Origin of the sequence: Bartonella sp. W8167, assembly GCF_016100335.1 — a bacterium.
GTDB lineage: Bacteria > Pseudomonadota > Alphaproteobacteria > Rhizobiales > Rhizobiaceae > Bartonella > Bartonella apis.
In genome coordinates, this window is the sequence record NZ_JACFSQ010000002.1 from 248,861 (window position 1) to 270,489 (window position 21,629).

18 protein-coding genes are annotated in these 21,629 nt (G+C 46.6%); 10 read left to right on the plus strand and 8 right to left on the minus strand.

Annotation, left to right across the window (positions count from 1 at the left end):
- Positions 1-57 precede the first annotated feature (57 nt).
- Together coaBC and H3V12_RS07765 are read left to right on the plus strand one after the other, a co-directional pair.
- Positions 58-1,434, plus strand: coding sequence for a bifunctional phosphopantothenoylcysteine decarboxylase/phosphopantothenate--cysteine ligase CoaBC (gene coaBC / locus H3V12_RS07760; RefSeq protein WP_198214210.1), 1,377 nt, complete (start codon positions 58-60; stop codon positions 1,432-1,434).
- 162 nt (positions 1,435-1,596) lie between these two features.
- Positions 1,597-2,901, plus strand: a complete 1,305-nt coding sequence (locus H3V12_RS07765) for a serine hydrolase (protein WP_198214211.1) — start codon at positions 1,597-1,599, stop codon at positions 2,899-2,901.
- Between the two features lie 250 nt (positions 2,902-3,151).
- Here H3V12_RS07765 and H3V12_RS07770 read toward each other — a convergent pair whose 3' ends face one another.
- Entirely contained in the window at positions 3,152-4,156 is a 1,005-nt protein-coding gene (locus H3V12_RS07770) for an adenosine kinase (RefSeq protein WP_198214212.1), read from the minus strand.
- Positions 4,157-4,268: 112 nt separating this feature from the next.
- Here H3V12_RS07770 and H3V12_RS07775 point away from each other — a divergent pair, with 112 nt between their 5' ends.
- From H3V12_RS07775 to H3V12_RS07810, 8 genes are all read left to right on the plus strand, one after another.
- Complete coding sequence (locus H3V12_RS07775; RefSeq protein WP_198214213.1) at positions 4,269-4,982, plus strand: sulfate transporter family protein; 714 nt, start codon at positions 4,269-4,271, stop codon at positions 4,980-4,982.
- A 59-nt stretch (positions 4,983-5,041) separates the two neighbouring features.
- Positions 5,042-5,692, plus strand: a complete 651-nt coding sequence (locus H3V12_RS07780) for a phosphoribosylanthranilate isomerase (RefSeq protein WP_198214214.1) — start codon at positions 5,042-5,044, stop codon at positions 5,690-5,692.
- Positions 5,693-5,756: 64 nt separating this feature from the next.
- Complete coding sequence (gene trpB / locus H3V12_RS07785) at positions 5,757-6,923, plus strand: tryptophan synthase subunit beta (protein WP_083639792.1); 1,167 nt, start codon at positions 5,757-5,759, stop codon at positions 6,921-6,923.
- Positions 6,924-6,939: 16 nt separating this feature from the next.
- Complete coding sequence (gene trpA / locus H3V12_RS07790; protein WP_198214215.1) at positions 6,940-7,770, plus strand: tryptophan synthase subunit alpha; 831 nt, start codon at positions 6,940-6,942, stop codon at positions 7,768-7,770.
- 38 nt (positions 7,771-7,808) lie between these two features.
- The gene (gene accD, locus H3V12_RS07795) at positions 7,809-8,705 is read left to right on the plus strand and encodes an acetyl-CoA carboxylase, carboxyltransferase subunit beta (protein ID WP_075915261.1); all 897 of its coding nucleotides are present in this window, start codon (positions 7,809-7,811) and stop codon (positions 8,703-8,705) included.
- 6 nt (positions 8,706-8,711) lie between these two features.
- The gene (locus H3V12_RS07800; RefSeq protein WP_198214216.1) at positions 8,712-10,031 is read left to right on the plus strand and encodes a folylpolyglutamate synthase/dihydrofolate synthase family protein; all 1,320 of its coding nucleotides are present in this window, start codon (positions 8,712-8,714) and stop codon (positions 10,029-10,031) included.
- Positions 10,032-10,146: 115 nt separating this feature from the next.
- Positions 10,147-11,166 (plus strand): complex I NDUFA9 subunit family protein, encoded by a 1,020-nt coding sequence (locus H3V12_RS07805; RefSeq protein WP_198214217.1) that lies wholly within the window; start codon positions 10,147-10,149, stop codon positions 11,164-11,166.
- Positions 11,167-11,648: 482 nt separating this feature from the next.
- Positions 11,649-11,930 (plus strand): hypothetical protein, encoded by a 282-nt coding sequence (locus tag H3V12_RS07810; protein ID WP_075869658.1) that lies wholly within the window; start codon positions 11,649-11,651, stop codon positions 11,928-11,930.
- 106 nt (positions 11,931-12,036) lie between these two features.
- On the opposite strand, the gene glpK is transcribed toward H3V12_RS07810, so the two are convergent.
- The 7 genes from glpK to rplT all read right to left on the minus strand — a co-directional run bounded on the left by glpK (position 12,037) and on the right by rplT (position 21,617).
- Positions 12,037-13,545 carry a glycerol kinase GlpK gene (gene glpK / locus H3V12_RS07815; protein ID WP_198214218.1) on the minus strand — a complete coding sequence of 503 codons (1,509 nt, stop codon included), beginning with the start codon at positions 13,543-13,545 and terminating at the stop codon, positions 12,037-12,039.
- 33 nt (positions 13,546-13,578) lie between these two features.
- Positions 13,579-14,340 carry an MIP/aquaporin family protein gene (locus H3V12_RS07820; RefSeq protein ID WP_198214219.1) on the minus strand — a complete coding sequence of 254 codons (762 nt, stop codon included), beginning with the start codon at positions 14,338-14,340 and terminating at the stop codon, positions 13,579-13,581.
- Positions 14,341-14,396: 56 nt separating this feature from the next.
- Entirely contained in the window at positions 14,397-15,899 is a 1,503-nt protein-coding gene (gene glpD / locus H3V12_RS07825; RefSeq protein ID WP_198214220.1) for a glycerol-3-phosphate dehydrogenase, read from the minus strand.
- A gap of 851 nt (positions 15,900-16,750) precedes the next feature.
- Positions 16,751-19,165 (minus strand): phenylalanine--tRNA ligase subunit beta, encoded by a 2,415-nt coding sequence (pheT, locus tag H3V12_RS07830; RefSeq protein WP_198214221.1) that lies wholly within the window; start codon positions 19,163-19,165, stop codon positions 16,751-16,753.
- 42 nt (positions 19,166-19,207) lie between these two features.
- Positions 19,208-20,293: a phenylalanine--tRNA ligase subunit alpha gene (pheS, locus tag H3V12_RS07835; protein ID WP_075913650.1), complete on the minus strand. Its 1,086-nt coding sequence runs from the start codon at positions 20,291-20,293 to the stop codon at positions 19,208-19,210.
- Positions 20,294-20,308: 15 nt separating this feature from the next.
- Positions 20,309-21,130, minus strand: a complete 822-nt coding sequence (locus H3V12_RS07840) for a serine/threonine protein phosphatase (RefSeq protein ID WP_198214222.1) — start codon at positions 21,128-21,130, stop codon at positions 20,309-20,311.
- 85 nt (positions 21,131-21,215) lie between these two features.
- A complete protein-coding gene (gene rplT, locus H3V12_RS07845) occupies positions 21,216-21,617 on the minus strand; it encodes a 50S ribosomal protein L20 (RefSeq protein WP_075869652.1) in 402 nt (133 codons plus the stop codon).
- Between the last annotated feature and the right edge of the window lie 12 nt (positions 21,618-21,629).

Below are 21,629 nucleotides of genomic sequence, written 5' to 3' on the forward strand. Positions count from 1 at the left end.
ACCGGATGATATTTTGATTTCATTGATTGCATATTTTGATTGCTTGAGAGGTTTTCCATGGCCAGTATTACAATTCGCAATTTACCTGATGAAGCAAAGGAAACACTTCGCCTTAACGCTGCAAAAAACAAGCGCTCTATGGAAGAAGAAGCACGACTGTTATTGATGTCAGGCTACAATGGAGAAATATTTCCGCAAAAAGCCAGTGTCAAAGAAATGCAATCATTGAAATCAAAGTCGATACTTTTGATTATAAGTGGCGGAGTTGCCGCTTATAAAGCGCTTGATCTCATCCGCCGCCTCAAGGAAAGAGGCGCCAAGGTTACTGTTGTAATGACCAAAGCGGCAACAGAATTTGTAACGCCGCTTGCCGCGGGCAGCCTTTCAGGCGGCCATGTTTTTACCGATCTCTTTCAACGCCATGAGGAACACGATATTGGCCATATAAGGCTCGCCCGTTCTGCCGATTTGATTGTTGTAGCACCTGCAACAGCCGACCGGATTGCAAAAATGGCAAATGGCATTGCCGATGATCTTGCGGGAGCAATTCTCCTTGCAGCCAATTGCCCGCTTCTTATTGCACCGGCAATGAATCCGGCAATGTGGAAGCATCCGGCTACACAACGCAATATCCGCACTCTTATAGCCGATGATATCAGAATGATCGGCCCGGAAAGCGGCGAAATGGCCGAAAGTGGAGAAGCCGGTCGAGGTCGTATGAGCGAACCGCTCGCAATTGTTGCTGCGGCCGAATCCATGCTTGATTGTGGGGGAACCCCCCTCTCCGGCAAGCATATTATTGTTACGTCGGGACCGACCCATGAACCGATAGATCCTGTGCGCTATCTTGCCAACCGCTCTTCAGGCAAACAAGGGCATGCAATTGCCGCCGCACTGCATCATCTTGGTGCACAAGTCACACTCGTTTCCGGTCCTGTCAGCATTCCCGATCCGGATGGCGTTGAAACAATTCACGTTGAAACGGCAATAGAGATGCTCGATGCGGTAAAACACGCCTTGCCTGCCGACGCCGCTATATTTGTTGCCGCCGTTGCTGATTGGCGCAGCGCCGAAAGTGCCGTGCAAAAAATCAAGAAACAATCAGTCCAATCTGCTCCCACATTAAAAATGGTCGAAAATCCCGATATTCTTGCCACAATCGGCCATGCTCCAAACCGGCCGAAGCTCGTTATCGGTTTTGCCGCAGAGACCAATGATCTTATCGAAAATGCGAAAAAGAAGCTTGATAGAAAAGGCGCCGATTTCATTCTGGCCAATGATGTTTCTGTCGATAAAGAGGGAAAAAGCGTTATGGGAGGAGATTATAACAGAATTTCATGTGTGAGCCGTAACGCTGTCGAAACGTGGCCGGAAATGAACAAAGAAGACGTTGCTAAAAAACTTGGCAAAAAAATAGCAACATTTTTTTCGTGAACGGTGAACCTTTTCGGTAATAATTCCATCCCGATAAATTTACATTTTGTAATTTCTATCAAAATTATCTTTTTACAATGCGTTGATAATTGGAAGCGTACTAGTAATACGCAATTGAAAACTTACATATTTTAAAAGCGGTTAAAAAGGACATTGGCAGGAATGAAAACGAAATTATTTGGGTTAAGCATTCTATTGATGGGGCTTGGTGCATTTCCAAATGCTTATGCGAACTCGCAGTGCGGAGTGCCGGAACTTACAGAATGCCCCACACCGGTCGATGAAAAATTGCCCGATGTCAAAAATATGTTGAAATGGAACATGGAAGACAGGATGATCGGCTTTCGCAACGATTATCGCGCCTATCCCGGTGACGTCTTCAAGCACTCAACACCTCGTCCATTGATGCGACAAATTCATGATATGTCGAGTGTTTCCTATACCGTCGACGGCCATTCTTATAACCTTCAGGAATATGTAGCACGCAACAAGATCGCCGGATTAATGGTGATAAAAAATGGTGTTGTAGTGTTGGAATTTTATGGCCGCGGTAATACACCCCAAACTTTGTGGACATCCCGATCTGTCGGTAAATCCGTCGTTTCAACCCTTGTCGGTGTGGCTCTCAAGGAAGGGAAAATCAAATCTCTTGATGATAAAGTCGTTCGCTATAATCCTGACGTCAAAGGTACCGTGTGGGCAAATATCACGATAAGGGAATTGTTACAGCACACATCAGGGGTCAAATGGGATGAAAATTACGAAGACGATAATTCCGATTTTGCCAAACTTACCCAGTGTGAAGCTTTGGACAATGCCTATACTTGTGTCCATGACCTTGTAATCAACAAAAAACGCGTAAAACAGACAGAGCCGGGGAAAGTTTGGGCATATTCATCAGGTGGTGCATGGCTTTTGGGCGACACTTTGGAAAAAGCTGTGAAGATGCCACTTGCCCAATATTTACAGGAGAAAATCTGGAAACCTTACGGCATGGTCAGTGACGGTGTATGGCATAGCTATCAAAAAGGTAAGCATGATACCGGCGCTCACGGCTTTAATGCAACATTGGAAGACTGGGGAAAATTCGGACAATTTGTTCTTTATAACGGTTTCCTTCCCGATGGCAAAACGATTCTGCCTGATCATTGGGTCGTTGATGCGCGCACATGGAACAAAGCAACAAATTCGGTTAATAAAAATCACCCGGAAGGAAGTTACGGGTTTGAATGGTGGAACAATGCTGTACCTCAATCTGCGGAAAACGTTTCACCCAAGCTTGGTCTGAGCAGTTCGGAAACAATGTGGGGCTTGGGAATTTACGGGCAGATGCTGGTTGTCAACCAGCAGGAGAATATGGTGATTGTCCAGTGGTCGACATGGGAAAAAGCCGAACCATCTTTTTCTGCCGAACCACTTGAAGCTTCATTGATGTTCAATGCAATTTCCAACAGCCTTAATCAATAAACGGTCATAAAAACCGGCAAAAGCGGATAACTTTGATTTATCTTTTTGCCGGAATCGCAACTTTACATTTGTGATCTAAAATTCGAAAGGGCTCCTATCAATGGATAGGAGCCCGTTTTCTTTCAGGCAAGTTTTTCACGTAACCCATTATTGCCGGAGATTTTTCGACGGCTAAAACTTAAGTCCTAAAGCTATTGTTCGCTGCAGCAGATAGGGTGAAACCTCATCGTTTAAATAAGTGTAATTCAACTTATCCGGCTTGGATCAGGCCTGCTTGCGTTGCAAAATCTCTCAATGAAAACTGCGCACGAGGGCCGGTTTGCTGGATGATGGCGCTGGCACAAAGTGCACCAAGACGCGCACTATCAATAAACGACATCCCGTTTGTATAACCATAAAGAAAGCCGGCAGCATAAACATCACCGGCACCGGTCTGGTCGACCACATGTTCAACCGGATAAATGCCGGCTGTGAATGTTTCTTCTCTCGACGTGACAATAGACCCATTGGCATTTCGCGTTACGCAGGCAAAGCCGCGAACATCGTTTCTTATGGCTGTAATGGCCATATCGAATGAAGATGTTTCATAAAGTGAAAGAAGTTCCGATTCGTTTGAAAAGACGATATCGACCGTACCGGTACGGATAAGTTCCAGAAATTCATCCCGATAACGGTCAACACAGAAGGAATCAGAAAGAGTAATGGCCATCTGGTTTCCATTTTCATGAGCGATTTTTGCAGCAAGCCGCATAGCCTGTTTTGCCCGCGGCGGATCCCACAAATAACCTTCAAAATAGATAACTTTCGAATCAGCAACTTTTGTTGCCTCGACGTCTTCCGGTCCGAATTCGACACACGCTCCGAGATAGGTATTCATCGAGCGTTCGCCATCGGGCGTGTTGAAAATCATACAACGGGCGGTCGGAGCACCGCCCTGCAAAGGACGTGTGTCATAAACAACACCTTGTCCACGAAGATCATGGGCAAAAACCTGCCCCAAATGATCGGCTGCAACTTTTCCCATAAAAGCGGCTTTGCCGCCAAGATTGGCAAGTGCGGCGGCTGTATTGCTCGCACTGCCGCCCGATGTTTCGACTGCCTGTCCCATGCGCGAATAGAGAAGTTCGGCACGTTTAGCATCAATCAGATTCATCGCCCCTTTAATGATGCCATTATTGACCAGAAAATCTTCATCGGTACGGGCAATTACATCGACAATAGCATTGCCGATTGCCAAAACATCATAATGTGCCATCTCGCTCTCTCCGTATTTTATTCTCCCTCGCTCATTACTCGTTCAGAACACAAAAGACCAGAGAGCTAAAGCCCCTCTTGTTTCTTTTTGCCTGCTTTCTATCTATATCCCCATGATTTTTGACGCAGCCTATCGCGCTTTTTCGCGCCTTTTCACCCCGCCATACCGTTCAATGCTTTGGAAAGCATTGGGCGTAACACTGCTTTTGTTGGCGATTTTGTGGTTCGGCTTGCGCGAATTATTCCTTTATTATATTTGGCCATATTTACAACAATATATGCCTGATTTTCCCGATTGGGCGGGTTGGCTCGGATTTGTTGCCGTCATTGTCTTTTCGGTAGGGCTTGCATTGCTTATGGCACTTTTGATTGCACCGATTACATCACTCATAGGCGGTTATTTTATGGATGATGCAGCCGAAATAATCGAAAAAACAGATTATCCCGACGATCCGGTAGGCGTGGCAATGCCGCTCGGCCGTTCGCTTGTCATCTCGCTGAAATTTCTGGCTTTAAGCCTCGTCGGTAACATTATTGCCCTGATCCTCTATTTCTTCCCCGGCGTCAATCTCGTCGCTTTTTATGCAATCAATGGCTATCTTTTCGGGCGCGAATATTTCGAATTTGCCGCCTGTCGCCATCGCACCGAGCTTGAAGCCCACCAATTCTACAAACAGAATTCGCTTTATGTATTTTTTGGCGGTCTCATCATTGCCCTTTTCGTTTCTGTACCGGTGCTCAACTTGTTGACGCCGCTTTTTGCCGCCGCAATGATGACTTATCTTCACAAAAGCCTGTCCCGGAAAAAACAAGCATTGTCGAGATAGATTACGGACAATTTCAACATCTTCTCGACTTTATCCTACTTTTGTGACAACAAGAGATTATGAAGCCTCTTATAAAAATATGCGGGTTGAAAACACCTGAAGCGATAAACGCTGCCATTGACAATGGTGCGCATTATATCGGCTTTATCTTTTTTTCAAAAAGCCCCCGCAATCTTTCGATTGAAGAAGCAAAACAATTGCGCCCGCTCATCAAAAAGCCGGTGAAACTCGTTGCTGTCACGGTCGATGCCGATGATGAAATGCTTTCGAAAATCGTCGCGAATGTCCATCCCGATATTCTCCAGCTTCATGGACACGAAACACCCGAACGGGTGAACTATATTGCCCAAACTTTCGGTTTGCCGATTATCAAAGCCTTCTCTATTCGTGAACAATCGGATTTTAATGAGGTCGCTGCCTATCGTGGTTTGGTGGATATATTTTTATTTGACGCCAAAGCTCCCGAAGGCTCACAATTACCTGGCGGGAACGGAATTTCTTTCGACTGGTCGCTTTTAAAGACGCTTGACGAAGACTGTCAAACCGTGCTTTCGGGTGGGTTGAACGCGCAAAATGTTAGAGAAGCCATCAGAATAGCTTCCCCTGACATTCTTGATATTTCAAGTGGCGTTGAACGTGCTCCCGGTGTTAAGGACATAAAATTGATTGAAGGTTTTTTTGATTCTGTCAAAAAAGCCGTTGAAAATTAAGGAGACTGACGTGGAAAAGTCGGCTGAAATCAATTCCTTTAAAACAGGCCCCGATGAAGCGGGCATGTTCGGCATTTATGGTGGGCGTTTTGTTGCCGAAACCCTGATGCCGCTTATTCTGGAATTGGAGAAAGCGTATAACGAGGCCAAAGATGACCCCGCCTTCAATATCGAACTGAAAAATCTTTCCACCAATTATGCAGGCCGTCCGTCGAAACTTTATTACGCCGAACGTTTGACCAAGCATCTCGGTGGAGCAAAAATCTATTTGAAGCGGGAGGATCTGAACCACACCGGTAGCCATAAAATCAATAATTGTCTGGGACAAATTCTGCTTGCGCGGCGCATGGGCAAAACCCGTATCATTGCCGAAACCGGCGCCGGACAACATGGTGTCGCTGCGGCTACAGTTTGCGCGCGTTTTGGTTTGCCTTGCGTTGTCTATATGGGCTCGACCGATGTCGAGCGGCAAAAGCCAAATGTGTTCCGCATGGAACTTTTAGGTGCCAAGGTCAACGCTGTTAAAGCGGGTAACGGCACATTGAAAGACGCAATGAATGAAGCTTTGCGCGATTGGGTAAGCAATGTACGCGATACCTATTATCTTATCGGCACTGCTGCAGGCCCGCACCCCTATCCGGAAATGGTTCGCGATTTTCAATCTGTCATTGGTAAAGAAGCAAGGGAACAAATCCTCGAGCGCGAAGGGCGCCTTCCCGATCTTTTGATTGCTGCTGTTGGTGGCGGGTCGAATTCGATTGGCCTCTTCTACCCCTTTCTTGACGATAAAACAGTACGGATTATCGGCGTTGAAGCAGGTGGCCGTGGCCTTAAAGGGAACGAGCATTGCGCTTCGATGACGGCCGGAAGCCCGGGGGTTTTACACGGCAATCGTACCTATCTCATCCAGAATGACGATGGCCAGATTCTCGAAGGACATTCGATTTCTGCAGGTCTTGATTATCCCGGTGTCGGGCCGGAACATTCGTGGCTAAAAGACAAAGGACGCGTTGAATATGTACCAATTCTTGACACAGAAGCATTGGAAGCCTTCCAGCTTTTGACACGCCTTGAAGGCATTATACCGGCACTCGAATCCTCGCATGCGGTTGCACAAGCCATCAAGGAAGCACCTAAGATGGATAAAGAGCAAATTATCATTGTCAATCTTTCCGGTCGTGGCGACAAGGATGTCCACACGGTTGGAACACTTCTTGGCATGAATATGTGAGTTTGAGAGAGCGGCTATGACAACACGTATCAAAGAAACATTTGAAAAAGCCAAGAATAACAATCGTCCGGCTCTTGTAACCTATATGATGGCCGGGGATCCGGATTTTGACACCGCGCTAAAAATTATGAAAGCACTCCCGAAAGCCGGTAGCGATTTAATCGAACTCGGAATGCCATTTTCCGACCCGATGGCGGATGGCCCGACCATTCAGGCTGCAGGTCTGCGCGCGCTTAAAGCCGGACAGACGCTCAACAAGACGCTGAAACTCGTTAGTGAATTCCGCAAAACCGACCAGACCACGCCGATTGTGTTGATGGGATATTATAATCCGATCTATGTCCATGGCGTCGACCAATTTTTGATTGATGCCAAAAAGGCTGATATCGACGGTCTGATTGTCGTTGATTTGCCGCCGGAAATGGATAACGAACTTTGCTTGCCCGCGGTCAAAGCGGATATCAATTTCATTCGTCTGGCGACACCGACAACCGACGACCAACGCTTGCCGAAAGTACTGGAAAATACTTCCGGCTTTGTTTATTATGTTTCGATGACGGGCATTACCGGTCAAGCCTTGCCTGATACCGATATTGTTGCCAAAGCCGTGAAAAATATTAAAAAACACACGTCTTTGCCGATTGCTGTCGGTTTTGGCATCAAGACCAGAGAACAAGCTGCAAAAATCGGTCGTGCTGCCGATGGTGTTGTGGTTGGAAGCGCAATTGTTAATGCAATTGCTTCAACTCTTGATAAGAATGGACACCCGAAAGGTGATGCTGCAAAAGCGGCTAGCGACCTTGTAAAACAATTGAGCGCAGGTGTATCGGAAGCCAGACAAGGCTGAATTGAAGCTTAGCCAACAAACAGGATAAGGTGACATAGATGAACTGGATTACCAATTATGTTCGTCCGAAGATCAACTCGATGTTTGGTCGTCGTGAGATGCCAGAAAATTTGTGGGTCAAAGACCCCGCCAGTGGTGAAATGGTTTTTCATAAAGATCTGGAAAATAACCAGTATGTTGTTCCGACATCAGGTTACCACATGCGCATACCGGCAAAAGCCCGTCTTGCAAATTTTTTTGACGATGGTGCCTATGAACTTCTGGAAAATCCGAAAGTTGTTATCGACCCGCTGAAATTCCGTGATGAAAAGCGCTATATCGATCGTCTGAAAGACTACCGCTCGAAACTCGGCGTCGATGACGATATTATGAATGCACGCGGCACAATCGAAGGAATTCCTATCATTGCAACTGTGCAGGATTTTGCCTTTATGGGTGGCTCTCTCGGCATGGCCGCAGGGGAGGCCATTATCAAGGCTTTCGAAACTGCCATTCAGGAAAAACGTCCTTTGGTACTCTTCGTAGCCTCGGGTGGCGCCCGTATGCAGGAAGGCACACTTTCGCTTATGCAAATGCCACGTACGACTGTTGCTGTCGAAATGATGAAGGACGCAAAACTTCCCTATATCGTGGTTTTGACCAATCCGACGACAGGCGGTGTTACAGCTTCCTATGCTATGCTTGGTGATGTTCATATAGCAGAACCCGGTGCAATGATCGGTTTTGCCGGCCCTCGCGTGATTGAACAAACCATACGCGAAAAGCTGCCGGAAGGTTTCCAGAGCGCGGAATATCTTCTCAAACATGGTATGGTTGATATGGTGGTCTCGCGACTTGAATTGAAATCGACCATTGCAAAACTTCTGCGTCTAATGATGAAATTGCCTGCACCTGAACATCATTCGGGCAAACATCATAGTAGTAAAGCCGCCTGAATAGAGATGACCGAAAATCGGGTAGACACGCTTATCAATAGCCTTCTCAAGCGCTATCCGAAAGGCTTCGACCTTTCGCTCGACCGTATCTCGCGGCTTTTGGAAAATCTTGGCAATCCGCATTTGAAATTGCCGCCGATTATCCATATTGCGGGCACCAATGGAAAAGGGTCAGCGGCAGCGGCTTGCCGTGCGCTTCTTGAAAGTGCCGGATATAGTGTCCATGTCCATACATCTCCCCATCTTGTCCATTGGAACGAACGCTACCGGTTGGGTCAACAAGGTGGCGGCAAATTTGTTGATAATGATACTCTTGCCGATGCAATAGAGCGGGTCACAAAAGCCAACCGGAACCAACCGATTACAGTTTTCGAATTGTTGACGGCTGTTGCCTTTCTGCTTTTTTCCGAACATCCGGCCGATGCTGTCATTCTTGAAGTGGGGCTGGGTGGGCGTTTCGACGCAACCAACGTCATTAAAAAGCCGGCCGTTTCTCTTATTATGCCGATATCGCTTGATCATGTTGCTTTGCTTGGCAATACGGTTGAAAAAATCGCTTTTGAAAAGGGCGGCATTATCAAGGAAGGTGTTCCGCTTGTCATCGGCAAGCAGGAAAGCGATGGCGCTATCGATGTTCTGACAACCATCGCGCAAAAACGCCATGCACCTTTCGTCGTTTATGGTCAGGATTTTCAGGCCTATAACGATCATGGGCAAATGGTTTTTCAAAACGAGACAGGACTTAAAGAACTTCCGCTTCCGTCACTTCGTGGCGACCATCAAATCAGTAATGCAGCGAGCGCGATTGAAGCTCTAATCCATGCCGGTTTCAAATTGACCGATCAGGATATTGCCAAAGCCATGCAAAATATTGTCTGGCCAGCGCGAATGCAGCGCATCAAAGCCGGCAAGCTCATTGATTCTTTGCCAAAAACGATGACCGTTTTTCTCGACGGCGGGCATAATCCGGCAGGCGCGAAAGTCATTGCGCAAGAAATTAGGCATTGGAAAGAAAAAAGAATGGGACCGGTAACCATGGTTGCCGGTATGATCAACACAAAGGATTCCTTCCACTATTTCAAAGAGCTCGAAGGTCTTGTCGACAAGGTCTACACCGTACCGGTCTTATCAAGTGATAGCGGTGTAGCGCCTCAAGAATTGGCAAAAGTTGTCGGTTCGGCCGGTTTGGAGGCGGAAACCACGACATCAATTGAAGACGCTTTCCAAAAAATTTCAGCACTTGCGCCTCAAAGAACCATTCTTGTTGCAGGTTCCCTTTATATGGCCGGTGACTTTTTGAAGAAAAATGGGACACCACCGGAATAAAACGATTGCTAATCTCTTCAACATTTAATGAGAATAGTTCAAAAGACTTGCGTTCGGGCCAAAACAAGCTAAACCTTATAACAATAAAGGTGACGATTTTTAAGGAGTGCATCCCATGACGCTCAGTACCGAACTTTATCAATACCCGAAGCTTATTACCGTTTTCGGCGGCTCGGGGTTCGTCGGCCGCCATGTCGTCGAAACATTGACCAAACGCGGCTATCGGGTTCGTATTGCTGTGCGCCGTCCGGAAATTGCCTATTATATGCTGCAAATTGGCGAAGTTGGCCAAACCCAAATGGTCAAAACCAATGTGCGCAATCGTGAATCGGTTGCACGCGCTTTAATTGATGCCGATGCAGCCGTGTTTTTGCCAGGTCTTCTTTATTCACAAGGCAAAAATAATTACAACAATGTGCAGGTTGAAGGCGCTAAAAATGTTGCCGAACTTGCACAAAGTGCAGGCATTCCTCTCATTCACATGTCAGCTTTGAATGCCGATATCAATTCCAGCCTTCCCTATCCGAAAACCAAAGCATTGGGCGAACAAGCCGTTCAAAAAGCCCATAAAGATGCCATTATCATGCGCCCATCGGTTATTTTCGGTCAGGAAGATTCTTTCTTCAATAAACTTGCCGATATGTCGCGCTTTACCTGGATGCTGCCGATGTTTGGTGGCGGCGAGACAAAGCTTCAGCCGGTTTACGTTGGTGATATTGCCAAATTCGTCGTTGCCGCAATTGAAGGGCATATTCCAACAGGCAAGGTATATGAGCTCGGCGGTAAAGAGGTGATAACCTATCGGCATACTGTCGAAGAAATGCTCAAAGTTATCATGCGGAAAAAAGCGCTGGTTTCCGTACCTTTTGCACTCGGCAGTTTCATTGGCGGTATTTTCGGTTTACTCGGAAAAATTCCGATGATCCCGACCGTTACAACGTCCGAGCAGATTAAAATGCTCAAAAAAGACTGCATTGTTTCTGAAGAAGCAAAGCTCGAAGGGCGTACATTGGATGGAGTCGGCATTACACCAAGAGCAATGGAAGCTGTTTTGCCTTCCTATCTATGGCGCTTCCGCCCTCACGGCCAATTTGCAAAAAACACGAAAAATTACAGAAAAGATGTAAAAATCTGAAGACAGAATTTTTCTGTTTGGAATTTGCTAATAAAACGGGCGCCAGTCAAAGTAGCGCCCGTTATTTTGCATTATCTATTCGCCTAGAATTTGCAAATTTTTTTAATTGATAGGCTTTCTATCGTTTCAATAATACTTGTTCCGTTATTTCAATAATACCGGTTCTGTCGTTTCAATAAGCTACTCTTCTTAATGGATATTTTGACGCCATTCGTTGAACTGCCCTGCTTTTTGACCTCGCATCATTTTATAAAATTCCGCACAAGGGAAGTGTTTTTCTAAACTTCGGAAGTTTTTATTGTTCTAGTTGAAAAAATTGTTCGCCAGTTTTTGTCTTTTTCTTCCTAACTCGCTCCTATTCTCCCATCTGTTGCATATCTGCAAAAGCTTTGACGATTTTTAACACACTATTAACTATTTTTAGAGCGGCGCGATTTAGACTGTGCTATATAGACACACATTGAGGGTTCTGGAGTTAAACCATGAAAAAATTGTGTTCATTATTTATCGTTTTGATGTTCGCATTCTCGACAGTTGCTTGTACGCAGAATGAAAAAACAGTTGCCAAGTGGGGTGCCGGTGGTGCTGCTCTTGGTGCCTTGGGTGGCGCTGCATTCGGTCACGGTGGCAAAGCTGTTGCCGCCGGTGCTGCTGTCGGTGCCGTTGCTGGTGGCCTGATCGGTTATTCACGCACCAAGAATCACGTCCGCTACTGCCATTATCGCGATCGTAACGGCAAAGTATTCGAAGCACGTTGCAAATAATTTCAATTTTGTTTGATTTTGAAAGGCACGTAAAAATTTTTACGTGCCTTTCTTTTTATAAAGTTTTCCGGTCCTTTATACAGCTTTGTCAGTGAACCGTTCTGTTTTATTCCAGAACTGAATCCCAGGAACATGCACGCTCGACAGCTTTTCGCCAACCGGCATAGCGTTTTTCCTGTTTTGCTACATCTTTGGAAGGCTTGAAGACACGTTCAACTGTTGCGACCTTTCGCAATTCATCCAAACTCGACCAATAGCCCACGGCAAGTCCGGCAAGATAAGCCGAACCATATGCTGTCACCTCCAATATTTGCGGGCGCTCAACCGGCTTTTGCAAAATATCGGATTGGAACTGCATAAGAAAATTATTGGCAACAGCGCCGCCATCAACACGCAATGTCTTAAGATCTGTCTGTGCATCTGCCAACATGGCGGTGAGGACATCCTTGGTTTGATAGGCAATCGATTCCAGCGTCGCACGGGTAATATGGTTGCGGTTGACGCCCCTTGTCAGCCCCAAAATGGCCCCCCGGGCAAAGGGATCCCAATAAGGCGCACCAAGGCCGGTAAACGCCGGCACGACATAAACGCCATTCGAAGTCCCCACTTTTTCGGCAAAATATTCCGAATCTTCGGAATCAGTAAAAAACTTCAGTTCGTCACGGAGCCACTGGATAGCAGCGCCTGCCACAAAGATTGACCCTTCCAAAGCATAAGCAGGTTTGCCTTTTGCATCACAGCAAAGTGTTGTCACCAGACCATGAGTCGATTTGACGGCTTTTTTGCCGGTATTCATCAACATGAAACAACCGGTACCATAAGTGTTTTTGGCCTGCCCCTCTTCAACGCAGATATGACCGAACAAGGCTGCCTGCTGGTCACCGGCGGCACCAGCAATGGGGATACGTGTACCACCGCGCCCGCCAATATTGGTTTGTCCATAAATCTCGGAAGATGCTTTAACCTCCGGCAACATGGAGCGGGGAATGTTCAATGCTTTGAGCATCGTTTCATCCCAGTCCAGTTTATGAATATTGAAGAGCATGGTACGCGACGCATTGGTATATTCGGTAACGTGAACGCGTCCCTGCGTCATATTCCAGATGAGCCATGTATCAATCGTGCCGAAGAGCAATTCGCCATTATCGGCTTTTTGCCGTGCACCTTCCACATTTTCGAGTATCCATGCAATTTTTGTTCCCGAGAAATAAGGGTCGATGACAAGGCCGGTATTTTCCCGGATATAATCCTCGAGCCCTTCTTTTTTCAGTCTTGCACAAATGTCTGTGGTACGCCGACACTGCCAGACAATCGCATTATAAACCGGTTTTCCGGTTGCTTTTTCCCAAACAACGGTCGTTTCACGCTGATTGGTAATTCCGATTGCTGCAATTTCATCCGAGCTGATGCCTGCTTTGGCTAAAGCTTCTGTCAAAGTCGAGCTTTGTGTCGCCCATATCTCGCGCGCGTCATGTTCGACCCAACCGGGGCGAGGATATATCTGGGTAAATTCACGTTGGGCAACACTGACGATGTTGGCATCATGGTCAAGCACCAGAGTGCGCGAACTTGTTGTGCCCTGATCGAATGCGACAATGTATTTCTTTACGGCCATAAAAGCCTCCTGTTTTCTGGAAAATATGACCAATTATTTCAATTGTCTGCGGGCAAGAGGCTCGCCGATCAGTTTCGTATAGAAGGCAGCACCGACACATCCCCCGATGACCGGAGCAATGAGCGGAATGAGAAAATACGGAATATCCCTATTTCCCGTCATGACGCTATTCCCCCAACCGGCGAAATAAGCAAAAAGGCGAGGCCCGAAATCACGTGCCGCATTCATTGCAAATCCCGTCAGCGGGCCAAAAGCACCACCAAGCACAGCAACCAGTATACCGACAAGAAATGCGACCAAGGCACCACGTGGCAAACCATTGCCATCATCACTCAATCCTAAAATCACCGCCACCAGAACAGCTGTGATAAAAAATTCTGTCATAAATGCTTGTGAGAGAGTGATCTGGGGATTTGGAAAAGTTGTAAAAACACCGGCTGTATCAAGTGTTTTTGCCGAGAAAAGATTATAATAAAGTCCATAGACAACGGCGGCTGCGACAAACGCACCCAAAAATTGCGAAATGATGTAAGGTAATATTTTTTGTTTTGGAAATTTTCCAAAGAAAGCCAATGCAAAAGTGACCGAAGGATTGAGGTGAGCCCCCGAGACGCCTCCGGTCAAATAGGCTGCAAGTGCAACAGCCAACCCCCAGATAATGCTTATTTCCCATTGTCCGTAAGCGGCGCCGGCCAATTTCAATCCTGCAACGCACCCCATACCGAGGGCCAGAAATAAAAATGTGCCGGCGAATTCCGCAACGCATTCATCACGTAAAGTATTCACATCAGACATGTTTCCTCCAGTGGTTTGCTGCCTGACCCGCTTTACTTCATTGGACGGCGAACCCTTTAGATGGTTTTATGTTTTTCAAGGTATTGTCTTAAAGCTTCTTTTTCTTCGTCATTAAAATAGAGGCCAAGTTTCGAGCGACGCCACAAGACATCGTCAACATCCTTTGCCCATTCTTCACGCATCATCCATTGAACCTCGGCCTCATAAAGGCCGTGGCCAAAATGTTGCCCCTTGTCCTTTTTGCCATTATCAAAAATTTCCAGGGCTTCTGTGCCATAATTTCTTGCCAGACGGCGATGGGTTTTTGCATCGAGATCCGGCAAAATACTGGCAACTCTCGCTTCCATAACAGAAAGCGAATCATGCGGGAAATCGCCACCCGGAAGGCTGACTTCGGCAGTCCATGCAGGTTTGCGCTTACCCAAAGCTTTTTCGATGAAGACGAGGGCGTCTTCCGACAATTTACGGAAAGTGGTGATTTTGCCGCCAAATGCATTCAGCATTATCGGACCATCATTTTCCCGCATTTCTTTCAAAACATAATCGCGCGTTGCTTCCTGCGCTTTTGAAGCACCATCGTCATAAAGTGGGCGAACACCCGAATAAGCCCAAACGATAGATTCACGCAAAACAGGCTTGGTGAAATATTCACTTGCTGCCGAACAGATATAATCAATCTCTTCGTCGCTGATATGAACCTTCGCCGGATCGCCTTTGTAATCGCAATCGGTTGTTCCAATCAGCGTGAAATCTTCCTGATAAGGAATAGCAAAAACAATCCGGCCATCCTTGTTCTGGAAAATAAAAGCTCGGTCATGTTGATAAAGTTTTGGTACAACGATGTGCGATCCTTTAACCAGACGAACCGGCGGATGACCTTTAAAGCCCAAAGCATCCTGCAAGACGTGATTAATCCATGGACCCGCCATATTTGCCAGATAATCGGCAGTAACTGTCCACTCTTCACCATTCAATTTGTTTTTAAGGCCGATTTTCCATTTCTTGCCGTCGGCTTTGAGCGAAACAACTTCGGTGCGCACCATAATATCCGCACCAAGTCTTGCCGCATGGCGGGCATTGGCAACAACTAAACGTGCATCATCCACGCGGGCATCGGAATATTCGAAACCTTTGACAAAACCCGGCTTCAGAGATTCGCTATACTCTTTGGTAAGATCAAGAACCTTGGTGCGCCACAATTCCTGATGACGGCTTCCAAGATGATCGTAAATGAATAACCCCAAACGCAGCATCCATGCAGGGCGCAATCCTTTATTATAAGGCAATATAAAGCGCAAAGGACGAACAAGATGAGGTGCCATGTGCCAGATCACCTCGCGTTCCATCAATGCTTCTCTCACAAGACGGAAGGCATATTGCTCGAGATAGCGCAAGCCACCATGAATGAGCTTGGTAGAAGCACTGGAGGTGCCCGACGCAAGGTCATTCATTTCTGCCAGACCAACAGAATAGCCACGGCCAACAGCATCGCGGGCGACACCACAACCGTTGACGCCACCACCTATAACAAAAAGATCATAGTGTTTTTCGTTTTTCATTTAACCGACTTTCGACAAGGATGGTTTTCGTTATTCTAAGGATAGAATATGGAAGAAAACAAATGTCAACCGTAAAGCAAAAAAAATCACCAAATCTCCGTGTCTCGAAGAAATTGATTTCTGATTGAAATCAAAAAACGAAAATATAATGCCGTATATGCGTTATTTATCAACTATTGGTTTAACTCAAGATGATGTGTTTTAAAACAGAACAATTAAAAATTGTACAATAAATTACTTTCGCTTGTCGTTGAGACTCAAAAGCCGACAAAGTTTATAAAAACATGCCCTGATGCCTCGAAATTTTTCGGCGTCGAACGTTTTGTCCCCCCTTAAATGACACACATGCAAAACTAATTTTGAAGTGAAATTTTTATTCCCTTTTCGGTTTTAAAAAATCGCAAACATTTTCACGTTTTTCAAAAATAGCCCCGACCTCTGATGAGGCTTACCCGATATCAAAAGATAGAGACGACAATTATCGTGCCACCGTATTATCTACCAATGTTGCTGACATTCCTGTATTCGATTAGCAGAAGTGAACAACCACAAGAACCCGTTCAATTCTTTTTTGTCGGACAGCTGCGCAAGTGGGGGCGACGCTTCGTGTTTTTCGCAATGCATTCAAAACTTTTTTGCTAAAACAGAAATATCCGGTGTCTGATTGTTTTTGAACAAAGCCGAATGGACGGCAATTTTTCATAGCCGGAAAATTGATTGCTCAAGGCCGAAAATATCGGATTTATATTGTCGCCGCGTTTTTACAATGGTTTTGAAAATAAAGGGGCAAATCCGCTTTGCCCCTTAATCATTTTCTAAACTCTTCTCTCGACACTTGAGATCAGGAAAGACTATTGGCGCAATGTCGCTCCGGTCGATTTTGCAACATTATCGATAATTTTTTTCGCCAGAGCTTCGATATCTTCGTCAGTCAAAGTGCGTTCATGGGGCTGGATTGCCACTTCGATCGCAATTGATTTCTTATCTTCTCCAAGGCTTGCCCCCTCGAAGACATCGAATATCTCGACAGACTGGATAAGCTTTTTATCGGCTCCGCTTGCTGCACGAATGACCGTGGCAGCATTGACAGATTTATCCATGACAAAAGCAAAATCGCGCCGTATCATCTGGTATGGCGACAGAACCAAAGGCGGGCGTGTTTTGGTTGCCTTCTTGCGTGGTTCGGGAATACGGTCGATATAGACTTCAAAACCGCACAATGGTCCTGTTACATCAAGTTCCTCGAGAACATCGGGGTGGAATTCACCAAAGGTACCAAGAATAATTTTCGGCCCCAATTTGATAACACCGGAACGTCCCGGATGATACCACTCTGGAGCGCCAGTTTCTATCTGCACCTTTGAAGCGTCAAGCCCGCAAGCATCGAGCACGCAAAGTGCATCGGCCTTGGCATCAAAAACATCGACAGGTTTGGCAGAACCGGCCCAAAAACGCCCCGAACCATCAAGCTTGTAAGTACCACGGCGGATACCGCCGGCGACACGTCTTTGTGTCTCGGGTGTATTACCCTCGAATGTAGCCGAAATTTCAAATAGGCCGAGATCGGGAAAGCCACGATCGGCATTGCGTTGGGCAGCCGCAATCAATCCCGGAAGCAGTGAAGGACGCATATCCGACATATCGGCAGCAATCGGGTTCAATAGCTTCAATTCAGGCTTGCCGCCGCCGAATGCCTTGGCCTGTTTTTCCGAAATGAAAGACCATGTGATTGCTTCCATCAAGCCCCGACAAGCCAGAGCACGACGTGCAGAGCGCTGCCTGATCTGTATTGTGGTAAGAATTTTCCCGCTCACAGAAGATGGCCGTTCCAAAGGTTCCGGCTTGATATTGTTCAAACCATGGATACGCATAACCTCTTCGACGAGATCGGCCTTACCATCAATATCAGGACGCCATGTTGGTACTTTCACCGTGACAACATCGCCTTTGCCTTCAACAACAAAGCCTAAATGTTGCAATATGATTGTTGCCGCTTCATGGCTTAATTCCAGACCGGTCAAACGCTTGATTTCGGCAAACGGGAAGCGGATCACCTTTTGTTCGACACTCTTCGTCCCGATTGTATGGGCTTTTGAAGGCTTGCCACCACAAAGTTTCATTGCCATTTCGGTGGCAAAGGCCAGTCCCGGTTCCATAAATTCCGGATCGACACCGCGTTCAAAACGATAACGTGCATCCGAAACAATACTGAGCGAGCGCCCCGTTGCTGCGACATTGCGTGGATCCCACAATGCCGATTCAATGATAACATTTTTCGTGTTTTCATCGCATCCTGTTGCTTCCCCACCCATTATGCCACCAATGGACTGGACACCATTATCATCGGAAATGACGCAATTATCCGGTCCCAATTCATATTCCTTGCCGTTAAGGGCAAGAAGTTTATCACCCTTGCGCCCACGACGGACGGTGAGTTTTCCTTTTACCTTATCGGCATCAAAAACATGGAGCGGACGGCCGAGATCAACCGTAATATAATTGGTCATGTCGACAAGTGCATTGATTGGACGCAAGCCGATTGCATTAAGGCGGCGTTGTATCCATTTCGGCGACTGGACATTGTTGACGTCACGAATTTCACGCCATGAAAATCCGAGACATAAAGGCGCCGTATCACCAAAATCAAGCGACACGGTTACCGACGGCTCTCCTTCGCCGGAAATAGAAGGAACTTCAAGCGGCTTCAACTTTCCAATGCCGCTTGCTGCAAGATCACGGGCAATGCCATAGACACCCGTACAATCAGGACGGTTCGGCGTGAGGCCGACATCAATGAGCGGATCATTAAGACCACAATAGGCAGCAAACGCTTTGCCTACGGGTGCATCGGAGCCAAGTTCGATAATGCCGTTATGTTCATTTGAAAGTTCAAGCTCGCGTTCGGAGCACATCATGCCGAAACTTTCGACACCACGGATTTTACCGACTGACAAAGTAACATCGAGCCCCGGAATATAAGCGCCCGGAGGGGCAAAAACCCCGATCAATCCGGCCTTCGCATTAGGAGCACCACAAACCACCTGAATGGGTTTATCCCCGCCGGTATCAACAGTCAAAATCTGTAAATGATCCGAATCGGGATGTTTTTTGGCTGTCAAAACTTTGGCAATTACAAAAACATCAAAGCTTTTGCGGTCATCGACGCTATCAACCTCGAGGCCTATATCGGTAAGCCGATCACAAATCTCGCCGAGCGATGCGTCTGTCTCCAGATGATCCTTCAACCAGGACAAAGTAAATTTCATTGTTCAAAACCTCTTTTCAAAACGCAAGACGCGGGTGTGAGTTTATGAATTGCTGAGACCGCCAAAAAGCGTTGGCACATCAAGCGGACGGAAACCATAATGTTCGATCCAGCGTATGTCGGCATCAAAAAATGCACGCAAATCGGGCATGCCGTATTTCAACATCGCGATACGATCGATTCCCATTCCCCAGGCAAAACCCTGATATTCATCCGGATCAAAACCGACGTTTTTCAACACATTCGGGTGCACCATGCCGCAGCCCAATATTTCGAGCCAGTCATTGCCCTCGCCGAATTTTACTTCTGTACCGGAGCGATCACACTGGATATCCACTTCCATCGACGGTTCGGTAAACGGAAAGAACGAAGGGCGAAAACGCATCTTCAATGAAGGAACTTCAAAAAATGCCTTACAGAATTCTTCATGTACCCACATAATATTGGCAATGGTCGATTTTTTATCGACAACCAGTCCTTCTACCTGATGGAACATCGGTGAATGGGTGGCATCCGAATCCATACGATAGGTTTTTCCCGGAATGATAATGCGGATTGGCGGTTTTTGCTTTTCCATCGTACGAACCTGAACGGGCGATGTATGCGTGCGCAAAAGTCGCCTTTCGCCTTTCTCGTCCGGATTGAAAAAGAACGTATCATGCATCTCGCGGGCGGGGTGGCCTTCAGGAAAGTTGAGGGCGGTAAAGTTATAATAATCGGTTTCGATATCCGGCCCTTCGGCAATGGAAAAGCCCATATCAGCATAAATTGCGGTGATCTCGTCAATCACTTGTGCAATCGGATGGATGCGCCCGCGGGCTTCCGGAGATGGACGCACAGGCAATGTAACGTCAACTGTTTCATTTTTAAGACGCGCTTCAGTTGCCGCACGCTTCAGTGCCTTGCGTTTTTCGCCCAAAAGCTCCAGAACCCGATTTTTCAAACCGTTTATCACCGGTCCGGCTTTTTGGCGCTCTTCAGCGCTCATGCCACCAAGGCTTTTGAGTTTTTCCGAAACACTGCCCTTTTTTCCAAGGGCGCTGACACGCACTGCTTCCAGTGCCTGCTCGTCTTGTGCAGCTTCAATTGCCGCACAGATTTCTTTTTCCAGACTGTCAATATCGTTCATGTCTTTGCCTGTTCTTTAAATTGGATGCCTGTTTTTCAAATTGGAAGAAAGAAACTCCATAGCGCTTAACATACGTTTGCCATCACCACCAAGGTAAATAAACCGTGCCAATTTTAACGGAGTGATAAAAATAGAAAAAAACCGGACAATTTTTTCAAGCTGTTTCAAGGTCTCCGGTGAAACTTGCTTTTTCCATGCATCAAAAGCGGCATTATCGGTTTTGTTTTTTTCAAGTGATTGCGCCGACACTTGAAAAAATAATAACCACGCATCACGCGCCTGGGCTGTGGGAATTGGCATCACTGCTTCCGGCTCTTCCTCGAAATCGAAAAAACCGAGCTCGTTTCCTGCCATAAACATATCACGGGGATGAGGCCTGCCATGCACTAGTCCGGCGTGATGCACTTTTCCTAAAGCTTCACCGCATTGAACCAGTAACTTTTCATGTTCGTGAACATCTGTCTTTTTTAAAAAATCAAGGCGTTTTTGTACAGTTTGACCAACATCGGAAATCATCAAAGCCGGTCCATCGACGGCAAGAATTTCGGGAACTACTATACCTGCTTTGCTGAATTTCTCGATTTTACGTATTTCCTGCTCGTTCATGGCAAGGGGATCACGCAATGGCGAAGATTTCATAAATGCAGCCGGTAATAAAAAAGATAAACGGTCATGAAGCCGCTTGCCCCATGGGCGCTTTTCAATTCCCTGCCGCTTGATCCAGACCTTTTTGCCCTCGCGCATGACGCTGGCAATGCGCTTCCCTTCACAAGAATGAAAAAGCTTCTTGTCAGAATCGCTCAATGGCTCGGATATGAAAGAATTTATCTCGCTCATAACGCCTCAAAACAAAAACCCGCAACCGGCTTCAACCAGTGCGGGTTCCGAAAGAATGTTTTGTTTTTAAAGGAACGCGACCGGCTTACTTGACGGCGCCTTCAAAAGCATTCGGTGTGGTTTTCTTCAAATATTCCAACGCCTTTTTTGCCGAAGCAACAAGCTTGGAGAATGTTGCAGGCTCATGAATAGCAATATCTGAAAGAACCTTGCGGTCGATCTCGATTCCTGCCTTGGCAAGACCATCGATGAAACGGCCATAAGTCAAGCCCTCAAGACGGACAGCAGCATTGATACGCTGGATCCACAATGCGCGGAAACTGCGCTTGCGATTTTTGCGATCACGATAGGCATATTGCCGTGAACGGTCGACAGCAGCTTTGGCTGTACGGATTGTATTTTTACGACGTCCGTAAAAACCTTCAGCAAGTTTGATAACTTTTTTGTGTTTGGCGTGTGCAGTTACGCCGCGTTTTACGCGTGCCATGTCATAATCTCC